The organism is Streptantibioticus ferralitis, assembly GCF_029223525.1.
Lineage (GTDB): Bacteria > Actinomycetota > Actinomycetes > Streptomycetales > Streptomycetaceae > Streptantibioticus_A > Streptantibioticus_A ferralitis.
The window spans coordinates 1-9,469 of record NZ_JARHTQ010000068.1 but is presented as its reverse complement, the minus strand read 5'-3'; the positions used below and the strand labels follow the sequence as shown (position 1 = coordinate 9,469).

Here is a 9,469-nt window from a genome sequence, read left to right as displayed (position 1 = left end):
CCGCGCACGCCTGCGCAAGCACCGCGAATACGGGTACATCACCCCGCTCGAAACCCGAGCCAGGCTCCGACAAGACTTCACCCCCGCAGCGTAGAAACCCGCTGTCCAAGAACAGGGGGGAACTTCACCGAGCGCTGCTGGCCACGCTCGCCCGTGTCCTGCCACGGGTGCTCCGCGAGCACCGGATCGTCTCCCCGCGCACTTTGCTCGCCTGGCACCAGCGCCTGATCAAACTGAAGTGGACCCAGCCGCCCACACCAGGGCGCCCGCCACTGTCCCACGAGCTCCGCGACCTGATCATCCGGTTCGGCACCGAGAACCCTCGGTGGGGATTCCGGCGCGTCCACGGCGAGCTACGTCGCCTCGGACACACGATCAACGCAGCATCGGTGCGCCGCGTCCTGCGTGCCGCCGGCCTCGGCCGCGCACCGCGCCGTCACCCCGCGCGCCGAGAATGGGCCGCCTTCCTCAAGGCCCAGACCAGCGGCCTGCTCGCTACCGACTTCTTCCACCTCGACACCATCACGTTGCAACGGCTATACGCCCTGTTCGTGATGGAACGCACCCGTACCGTGCACGTCCTCGCGGTCACAGCCCATCCCACCGCCGCCTGGGCCACTCAACAGGCCCGGCAGCTGATATGGCAACTCGGTGACCACGCCGCCGACTTCACCCACCTGATCCGCGACCGGGACGCGAAGTTCACCGCGGCCTTCGACGCCGTCTTCACCAGTGAGGACATCAGCGCGGCCAAGATCCCTCCACGCAGCCCCAACTGCAACCCGCACGCGGAGCGGTTCATCCGCTCCGTACGGGAGGAGTGCACCAACCGCCTGCCGATCTTCGACTGCGGCCACGCCGAGAAGATCCTTCACGACTACGCCCGTCACTTCAACGGCCACCGACCTCACCGCGCTCTCAACCAACTCGCGCCGATGAATGACCCGAACGTCATTCCCCTGCCCACAGCCCGGATCGAACGAAGACAAGCCGCCGCTGGCCTGATCAACGAGTACCGCCGAGCAGACTGACCACTCGACGCCTTCCCAGTCCACAGCCGGTGAAGCCGTTTTGAAGCCCTACGCGCTCCCTCGACCAAGGTTCACCTGCGAGAGCACGCCGCACACCGATCAACGATCCGGACCGGATCGCCCAACTGGACGTACGCCGTCGCGACCGACTCGGCGGAACCCTCCACGAGTACCAACCTGCAGCTTGACCAGCGTGGACGTACTTTCCGGCACCCACAGGGTCAGTCGCTTTCCTGGGCGGCGCCAGTGCCGCTTCGGGCACCGTGTCTCCAGGCACCGTGTCCCATGTCGAAGCAGAGCTGCTCTCCCGAGTGCGGCAGAGGACCAACTCAACGGAGTGAAGTTCCGCGTTGGAACGTACTGTTGGCGCGGTCGAAGGGGCGGCGTCGTGGTCCTGCCGCCGACGGGGCCCGTCCTGCCGTACTGTCAGTTCCTCCCTGCAGCCGGACGCGAGGTGTCTGTGAGAATACCGGCGGCGTCGGCGGCCAGGTTCGCGACCTCGGCCGCCGCGCGGGCGGCCCGTCCGGACACCCGCCACGCGAGCATCCGTAGGGCTGTGGCGGGGCCGGGGGGAAAGACACCGAGCTGGCCGAGCATGGCGATGTCGTCCCTCAGCGCCTCGTGCCGGACCACTTTCCCGTCGCGGACGTCGAGCATGTGGACCTGCTCGACGTCGATCTCGCGCCCGGTCGGGGGGATGGCCTGGTCGAGCTTGCCATCCCGGAAACGCACGAACGGGCCGGTGTGCCGACCCTGCATGCGCAGCCGGACCCAGACCTGATCGTCGTTCCGGGCAATACCGAGGAGAGGGAAGCGCAGGTCGCTGAAGGCCGACCGCAACCACGCCCCTGAGGCCAAAGTGCCCGCAGGGCCCGGAATGGCACAGGCCAGGGGTGCGACGGCAGCTTCGCGGTTGTAGTTGTCCTCGCTTACGACGTCGACAGCCAGATCCGGGTCGCCCGTCTCGAGTATCCCGAAGAGCCCGTGCGCCAGTTCGGCGGCGTCCAGTGCCATCGTGTCCACCTCTCCGCTATGCGCCCCGTCCCTGTTGCAGGCCGCGAACTCGGCTTCCGTGACGGCTTCGGTTCGGTCGCGCGAGTTCGCGATTATTGAGGTTATAGAGCGCCTAATCAATATGTCATTCATCTATAGGATGGGCCCATGGCCTCCAAGCGCGCGTACACCTCGCCCCTGCGAGAAAGGACCGCTGCTCAGACACGTGCGCTGATCCTGCGCCGGGCCATCGAGCTGTTCGCCGACCGCGGTTACGGGCGAGTGACCGTCGCGGACATCGCGTCGGCGGCCGGGGTCGCATCGAAGACCGTCTTCGCGAGCGTGGGCAGCAAGGGCGAAATCCTAGACCGGATCGTCGACGAAGGCGTTGCCGCGTCGGGTTACGAGCAGGCCATGGAGCAGGTGATCGCCATGCGGACGCCTGAGACGGTCCTCGAAGCCCTCACTCGCGGCACGCGGTTGGGCAACGAGGGGCAGTTCGCCGTGCACGAGGCGATCCGCAAAGCATTGCCCTGTCACGAGCACGGCGAGGCGCTGTGGGAACGTGCGACCGCGGCGTACCGAGATGCACTCCACGCCGCCGCCTGTCACCTCCACGCTCTGGTTCCACCGCCCCACTATCCGGTGGAGGAGACGGCGGACCTGCTGTGGTTCTGGTTCGGCCCAAGTGGCTGGCGCACGTTGGTGGCCGAGAATGGCTGGTCGTGGGGCCGAGCCGAGCAGGTCCTGTACCGAACCGCCGTCGCCACGCTGTACTGAAGTGGCGGCGCGCTATGTGCGCCGCCCTGTCGCGAGTCCCCAGGGTCTGGAAGCCGATCGGCGGTCGCAGTCCAGCTGCGCCCAGCCTGCCCGGCGATAGACCGTCCTGTCCGTCGCCATGGCTGGAGAGCGTGCTGCTGACGGCAGGACGACGCAGCATCGATCCCGTCGGCCCCACCGGTGTCCTGCGGTACGGTCTCCCCCGGCCGTCGGGCCCGAGAATGAGGATGACTCCTCCGCAGCACACCGTGTACCAGCCCGCGTGCGCACCGCGGCCGGTCGACTTGAGGTTGTGCACAACAACACCCGCCCCACTGCTGCGGGGAGTGGAGCACCCAACCCTCCGCGCCTGCAGGACTCATCAGCCGATCTCGGAGACCTGATAATGGCCGATGTGCCACTGGTCGGCGACACACTTGAGTACCACGCTGAGAGTGACCTTGATCGTCGGCCGTTCAGCGAACGAGAAGTCGACACCCATGTAGCCGAGCAGGACATCCTCGGCCAACTGCCGTGTTTCCAGCACCCGGTAGTCCGCCGTCAATCCGAGAGGCTGGGAATCGTAGTACTCGGCGATCCCCTGACGGCCGACACTGTAGGGGCGAAGCCCCTGGAAGATCGCGTTTTCGGTGAAACAAGAGGCGACCTGCTGCGGCTCGTGCGCATCGACCGCAGACTTCCAACGGTCCATGACGCCACGCAGGATTGCTTCCTGTGTTGCTGTGCCGTTCATCAACGTTCTCCTCTCATGAAGGGCCCGTACTGAACGGCACCCGATGGTGAGCTTTGCCTTGCCCGTGGAACCTGCTGCTGCCTGCCTGGACGGCGGCATCGCGCGGGCAGCGCATGGAATGCGGCTTCCTGCCGCGGCTGTGGCCGCGGCAGGAAGCCGCGGGCACAGATGTACCGGCTCAGGTGCCGGTTGGGCCGGGGTCGTTGGGGTGTGGCTGTAGGGCGGTGACTAGCGCGGTCATCCAGGGCCACAGGGGCAGGGTTCCGAGGACCTTCTCGCGGAGCTCGGCCTCGTCGTCGGCGCGCCACACGCCGATGCTGCGGAGTTCGCCCACTGGGCGCCACAGTCGGGCCAAGTGGCCCGCGGAGGCGAGTTCCTTGGCTCGGACAGCCTCGGCGGCGCGGCGCCGGTCGACCTCGGCGCGGTCGGTGCCCTCGGGCACGGTCGTGGTGAGCTCTACCAGGAACTCCTTCATGGTCCTTTCCTCTCTCGGTTCTGTCTATCTATGGGGCCTCGGGGCGGTCCGAACCGCCTGTGAGAGGCATCGTGGGATCCCCGACGCGGGATGGCCTGCATTGCTTCCGTTGGGGATAGGTCGGCCGGTCACCACCGGGCAGCGAGGCGTGGCCGCGCCGGGGCATCCGATCGTTGCGGTGAGCGCGAGGGTCCGGGACCCGCGTGGCGGCCGGCGCCGCCGATGGCGGGGCCCCAAGGACCGGACGGTGCAAGCCGCTTCAGCGGTACGCACGGCAAAGTGGAGCCTTCCGTCATCATCGGCTTCCGCCCTGCGGCGGACAGCGGAAATGCCTCCTGCGAAGGGGGAGGAGTCGCTGAGCAGGTGGCGCTGGCGGGAGTGCGTTCGCGGGGTGGGGCGGACAGCGGTGCTGCGGCCCGTCGGCCCGCTGGGGGGGCGGCGCCGACAGGCTTGCGTTCGGCGGGCTGATCAGGCAGCGGTCTTGAGTGCGGCGGCGATCTTGATGGCGCGCTCGGCCTGGATGCGGGCGGCGGTGCGAGTGGTGTCGTCGACGGGGTTGTTGCCCTGGGCATCGACGTGCGAGGTGCCGTAGGGGTTGCCGTCGGCGAACTTGGCCGGGTCGGTGAAGCCGGGGCTGACGGTGATACCGCCGAAGTGGTGGATGGAATTGTAGAGGGCGAGGAGGGTCGACTCCTGGCCAGCGTGGGCGGTGGCGCTGGAGACGAAGCCGCTGTAGACCTTGTCGGCGAGCTTGCCCTGGGCCCAGAGGCCGCCAAGGGTGTCGATGAACTGCTTGAGCTGGGAGGAGACGTTGCCGAAACGGGTGGGGGTGCCAAAGAGGACGGCGTCGGCCCACTCGATGTCCTCGGGGGTGGCCTGCGGGATGTCCGCGGTGGCGGTGTGGTTGGCGGCCCAGGCGGGGTTGGCGTCGATGGCCGCCTGGGGGGCGAGCTCGGCGACCTTGAGAAGGCGGACTTCAGCGCCGACCTTGACGCCGGCGTCGTGGAGTTCCTTGGCGATCTCGGTAATGGTGCCAGTGGACGAGTAGTAGATGACGGCGGGCTTGACGGGGGTGGTCACGGGAATTCTCCACTTCATGCGGGACTCGGTACGCGTGGTCGCAAAGCTGACCTGCGAGCTCATAATAGTAGACTGGTCGGCTAGTAGCAATCTGGCCGGTCTCCTCCTTGAGCTGGTCGGTACGTCCACAGGTGTAGAAGGCGTAGCAGGGGGTCCCGTCGGGCCAGAGCCGGCCAGTTGGTCTCGGTACAGATGATTACGAGAAGGGTCCTCGCCCTTCGCCTGAGAGGCGCGGGCGGGTGGATTCCACCAGTGCGGCCCACCACGCGACACGCATCCCACGCCCGGCGAGCGGAGACGGCCGACTAGCTAGGTGCTTGTGCGTGCCGCACTGGGGGACGGGCCTTGACGTCTGCGCGCAATGCAGGTGGCTGCAGGCTGTTCGTCGGAGTACGGGGCCGTGGCTTGGGGTCCTGCGGGAGAACGACCGTCCGGCCGCCGAGGCGACTGCGCCCGTCGGCACCGTTGTGCTGGACAGCCTGCGGTACGACCCGGCCGGTCGCCTGCTGCAGCGGGGAAGGCTCACCGATGATGTCTTCGGTGCCGCACGGCCTTCGTGACCAGTGGAAAGGTCACCTCGGGCGGACTGCCGCCGCACGACTGCTGGCCGAGTTCCTCCACCTCGGCCTGCCCCGGAAGTAATCACCGGTCGCCCCCGCCTGGACCACGCGGAGCCGGACATCCTGCGGTACGACGGGCCGGGTCTTTCACACCCGGGAGACCAGCCGGTGGAGGATCTGCGCGGCGGGCTCCGCCGTCGCGTGGCGGTAGCCCGTTCCGGCCCACAGATTGATCCGCTCGGGATCGTTCGACGCTGCCGCGGCGCTGCGCATCGGGCTTGTCAAGTGGTGCAGGGCGGGGTATCCGTCCGGGGCCAGGTCGCTGTACCGGTCGGTGAAGTCATTGCGCAGCGCTCGCGCCGGGCGGCCGGTGAACGCCCGCGTCACCACGGTCTGACGGCGTGCCGGGTCAGCGAGCGCGGCCCGGTAGGGGGCCGAGGTCCCGGCTTCGTCGGCGCGCAGCAGGACGGTGCCCACCATGACCGCCGCAGCCCCGGCCGCAAGCGCTTCGGTCATGGTGTCCGGTGTGGCAATGCCACCTGCGGCAACAAGGGGCACAGACACCTCTTTCCGAACCGCCCTGAGCAGGTCGGGCAAGGGCACAGCGCGGGGTGTGCGTTGCGGGGTCCACGTGCCTGAGTGGCCTCCCGCGGCTGAAGCCTGCACGGCGAGTACGTCGACGCCTGCTTCCGCGGCGGCGCGTGCTTCCACCGGCGAGGTGACGGTCTGGACCACCAGCGTTCCGGCCGCACGAAAGGCCGCGATGACGGCCGGATCCGGGATACCGAAGGTGAAGCTGACGACGGGCACAGGGCAGGAGAGCAGGAGATCGATCTTGTCCGCCCAGTGGTCGTCATCCTCCACGATCCGGGTCTGTGTGGTGTCGAGACCGTAAGCCCGGCCCTCCGGCGCGATTGCGCGGGCGAAGGCGCGGAAGGCTCCGGGATCTACTGGCACGGGATTGGGGGCGAACAGGTTGACCCCGAAACCGACGTCCGCCGAGCGGGCACGGGCGATTTGCTCACCCAGGGCCTCCACGGTCTTGTACCCACCGGCGAGGAAGCCAAGACCGCCGGCACCGGCCGCCGCGATGACAAGTTCGGGCGTGGTCGGGCTGCCTGCCATCGGCGCCGCCAGAACCGGTATCTCCACCCCGAGATCAGTGAGCGGCGAAGCCATCAGGACTCTCCTTCTCCGAAACATCGACACGGCCTCCGTAGTCCGGCGTCCGTGGCCCGCCACGGCCGGGGCAGGTGACAGCGGGCGGCTGGTTCCCCGGCCCGTAGTGCCTGGGCAGCCGGGCGCCGGTCGAGCTCGGCGGGGCGGCGCTGTCGATAGCGGCGCTCGTCATCCCGGCCAGGAACTCCCGCGTACCCCGCTTCCTCTCTCGATACCGGTTCGCCCGCCTTCGGGGTGTCCACGGCGTCGCCACACGCCGCTCCCAGGGTCTTTCCATGACGTGCTTTCTCCAACCTGACAGGCGCGGGCCCCACCGCAGGTGGTGGGACTGTCGCAGGGGTGCGCTACCGAAGCTCCTGGATTATTGTCGACCGGTCGACTAGTTTACCAGTGGTCGGTTTCGGACGCATAACTATGCACAAAGAAGGTCATCATGAGCATTTCTGGTCAGAGGGTCTCCGTCATCACCGGTGCGTCGCAGGGCATCGGCGCCGGCCTGGTGGACGCCTACCGCAAGCTCGGCTACGCCGTCGTCGCCACCTCCCGCGGCATTGCTGCCTCGGAGGATCCGAACGTGCTCACCGTTCAGGGTGACATCGCCGACCCCGCCACAGCCGAGCGTGTCATCGCGGCCGGCCTCGAGCGCTTCGGCCGCATCGACACCCTGGTCAACAACGCCGGCATCTTCATCGCCAAGCCGTTCACCGAGTACACGCAGGAGGACTACGACGCGGTCACCGGCGTCAATCTGACCGGGTTCTTCCGCATCACCCAGCTCGCGGTCAAGCAGATGCTCCGCCAGGACGGCGGCCACGTCGTCCAGATCACCACCAGCCTGGTCGACCATCCCAACTCCGCGGTTACTTCAGTGATGGCCTCGCTGACCAAGGGCGGACTGCAGTCGGCGACCAAGGCCCTGGCCGTCGAGTACGCCACCCGCGGCATCCGCAGCAACGCCGTCGCGTGTGGCACCATCAAGACCCCCATGCACCCGGAAGCGTTCCACGAGACGCTCGCCGCTCTGCACCCGGTGGGGCGGATGGGCGAGGTCAGCGACATCGTCGACGCGGTCGTCTACCTCGAGAACGCGCCCTTCGTCACCGGAGAGATCCTCCACGTCGACGGCGGGCAGAGCGCCGGCCACTGATCCCTCGTCCCCGGGCGCCGCGCCAGACGCCCGGGGACCACGGTGCCTCGGCATAGACGATCGGTCGTACACTTGCGGCCATGGGACGCACCAGTGATGCAAGGGAGAAGATCCTCACCGCCGCGCACTCGCTCATCGAGCTGCGCGGCTACTCGGCGCTGGGTGTCGCCGAGATCTGCAAGGCCGCCGGCGTGCCCAAGGGCAGCTTCTACTACTTCTTCGAGTCCAAGGAAGCTCTTGCACTGGCCGTCCTCGACGAGCACTGGGAGGCCCAGCGCAGCGACTGGGCCCGGGTCCTGGAGGAGGACGCGCAGCCGCTCTCGCGGCTGCGCCGGCTGTTCGAGGAGACCGAGGCCGGCCTGCGCGCGGGCCAGCAGAGCTGCGGGACCGTCTCCGGCTGCATATTCGGCAACCTCACCCTGGAACTGAGCAACCAGACCGAGCCCATCCGCGAACGCCTGCAGCAGATCTTCGACACCCAGGTGGAGATGGTCGACAAGGTCATCGCCGAGGCCCGGGAGCGCGGGGAGGTCGCCGTCGGCGACACCCGGGAGGCCGCCCGGTCGGTCGTCGCCCAGCTCGAGGGCCAGGTGCTGTTCGCCAAGCTCTACAACAACACCCAGCACCTCGAAGCCCTGTGGGACAACTGCCTGTCACTGCTCTCCGCGCGCCGAACGGACACGGCAGCCGTCAGCTCCTAATGGGAGCTGACGGGTCGGAGAGGCTCGGTGCCCGTAGCCGCCAGCAGGTGAGCACCCACCGGCACGGAAGCATCCGACTTCTGTGGCCAGGCCGTGCCCCTGCTGCTCGGCCGAAAGACCGGATCGCTCGTCAGGCGACCAGCGTTCCCGCAGCCCTCACGGGTTGGGTTGTGACCTCTCGGTGCCGGTGGGTGCATGGCCATGACCGCGAGCCGTTCGTCGGCCCCTGTCAGTGATGCCAGCCCCGCCGGGCCCGAGGCCGTCTGATCGTCCGCGGTGTTTGCCCCCGCGTTGCCCGGGCGCAGTTCCATCGCGAGGCTCTCGCCGGTGTTCGTGCACCAGCCGCCCAGCGGATGGAACCCGAACGTACCTTGAACGCGCCTGCGGCTCCGCCCTTCCTGGACGTGGTGGTGATGACCGTGGCGTCCAGGTCCACGACGATCCAGCCGTAGCGCTTCAAAACTGCTTCACCGCTGCTGACCTGGGCGTTGTCCCCACGGTCGGGCATGATCAGTCCTCGTGCTCATACGGATGATCTACCTGCTCGCCACGCGTACCTTCGCGTGGCTCGCTCTGCCATGCCGGTCTACCGCGGCCAAGAACGCCGAGATACTCATCCTGCGCCACGAGGTCACAGTGCTACGCAGACAGGTCACGGCGCCAAAGCCCGACTGGCCGGATCGGGCGCTGCTGGCCGCCCTCGCCCGACTCCTGCCCCAGCGACTCCACGGCCACCGGATCGTCTCGCCACATACCCTGCTCGCCTGGCATCGGCGCCTGACCAAGCAGA

At 68.1% G+C, this 9,469-nt stretch carries 10 protein-coding genes; 5 read left to right on the top strand and 5 right to left on the bottom strand.

Annotated elements, in window-relative coordinates; genetic code table 11:
• Window positions 1–167 precede the first annotated feature (167 nt).
• A complete protein-coding gene (locus P2L57_RS39405) occupies window positions 168–1,031 on the top strand; it encodes an integrase core domain-containing protein (RefSeq protein ID WP_275823342.1) in 864 nt (287 codons plus the stop codon).
• A 426-nt stretch (window positions 1,032–1,457) separates the two neighbouring features.
• Here P2L57_RS39405 and P2L57_RS39400 read toward each other — a convergent pair whose 3' ends face one another.
• A complete protein-coding gene (locus tag P2L57_RS39400; protein WP_275823340.1) occupies window positions 1,458–2,045 on the bottom strand; it encodes an ester cyclase in 588 nt (195 codons plus the stop codon).
• 147 nt (window positions 2,046–2,192) lie between these two features.
• Between P2L57_RS39400 and P2L57_RS39395 the strand changes: the two genes are divergently transcribed.
• Window positions 2,193–2,804: a TetR/AcrR family transcriptional regulator gene (locus P2L57_RS39395; protein WP_275823338.1), complete on the top strand. Its 612-nt coding sequence runs from the start codon at window positions 2,193–2,195 to the stop codon at window positions 2,802–2,804.
• A gap of 361 nt (window positions 2,805–3,165) precedes the next feature.
• On the opposite strand, the gene P2L57_RS39390 is transcribed toward P2L57_RS39395, so the two are convergent.
• The 4 genes from P2L57_RS39390 to P2L57_RS39375 all read right to left on the bottom strand — a co-directional run bounded on the left by P2L57_RS39390 (window position 3,166) and on the right by P2L57_RS39375 (window position 6,831).
• Entirely contained in the window at window positions 3,166–3,537 is a 372-nt protein-coding gene (locus P2L57_RS39390; protein ID WP_275823336.1) for a nuclear transport factor 2 family protein, read from the bottom strand.
• Window positions 3,538–3,715: 178 nt separating this feature from the next.
• Window positions 3,716–4,012, bottom strand: coding sequence for a muconolactone Delta-isomerase family protein (locus P2L57_RS39385; RefSeq protein WP_275823334.1), 297 nt, complete (start codon window positions 4,010–4,012; stop codon window positions 3,716–3,718).
• Between the two features lie 468 nt (window positions 4,013–4,480).
• A complete protein-coding gene (gene wrbA / locus P2L57_RS39380; RefSeq protein WP_275823332.1) occupies window positions 4,481–5,092 on the bottom strand; it encodes an NAD(P)H:quinone oxidoreductase in 612 nt (203 codons plus the stop codon).
• A 707-nt stretch (window positions 5,093–5,799) separates the two neighbouring features.
• Window positions 5,800–6,831: an NAD(P)H-dependent flavin oxidoreductase gene (locus P2L57_RS39375; protein ID WP_344185754.1), complete on the bottom strand. Its 1,032-nt coding sequence runs from the start codon at window positions 6,829–6,831 to the stop codon at window positions 5,800–5,802.
• Between the two features lie 433 nt (window positions 6,832–7,264).
• Here P2L57_RS39375 and P2L57_RS39370 point away from each other — a divergent pair, with 433 nt between their 5' ends.
• The 3 genes from P2L57_RS39370 to P2L57_RS39360 form a co-directional block, all read left to right on the top strand.
• Entirely contained in the window at window positions 7,265–7,978 is a 714-nt protein-coding gene (locus P2L57_RS39370) for an SDR family NAD(P)-dependent oxidoreductase (RefSeq protein WP_275823328.1), read from the top strand.
• Between the two features lie 80 nt (window positions 7,979–8,058).
• The gene (locus P2L57_RS39365) at window positions 8,059–8,679 is read left to right on the top strand and encodes a TetR/AcrR family transcriptional regulator (protein ID WP_275823326.1); all 621 of its coding nucleotides are present in this window, start codon (window positions 8,059–8,061) and stop codon (window positions 8,677–8,679) included.
• 519 nt (window positions 8,680–9,198) lie between these two features.
• A partial coding sequence (locus P2L57_RS39360) for an integrase (RefSeq protein ID WP_275823324.1) occupies window positions 9,199–9,469 on the top strand: 271 nt, incomplete at its 3' end.

Coding starts and splice junctions, on each gene's coding strand:
- P2L57_RS39400 (WP_275823340.1), bottom strand. CDS start 2,045: ATGGCACTGGACGCCGCCGAACTGGCGCACGGGCTCTTCGGGATACTC.
- P2L57_RS39395 (WP_275823338.1), top strand. CDS start 2,193: ATGGCCTCCAAGCGCGCGTACACCTCGCCCCTGCGAGAAAGGACCGCT.
- P2L57_RS39390 (WP_275823336.1), bottom strand. CDS start 3,537: ATGAACGGCACAGCAACACAGGAAGCAATCCTGCGTGGCGTCATGGAC.
- P2L57_RS39385 (WP_275823334.1), bottom strand. CDS start 4,012: ATGAAGGAGTTCCTGGTAGAGCTCACCACGACCGTGCCCGAGGGCACC.
- P2L57_RS39375 (WP_344185754.1), bottom strand. CDS start 6,831: ATGGCTTCGCCGCTCACTGATCTCGGGGTGGAGATACCGGTTCTGGCG.
- P2L57_RS39370 (WP_275823328.1), top strand. CDS start 7,265: ATGAGCATTTCTGGTCAGAGGGTCTCCGTCATCACCGGTGCGTCGCAG.
- P2L57_RS39365 (WP_275823326.1), top strand. CDS start 8,059: ATGGGACGCACCAGTGATGCAAGGGAGAAGATCCTCACCGCCGCGCAC.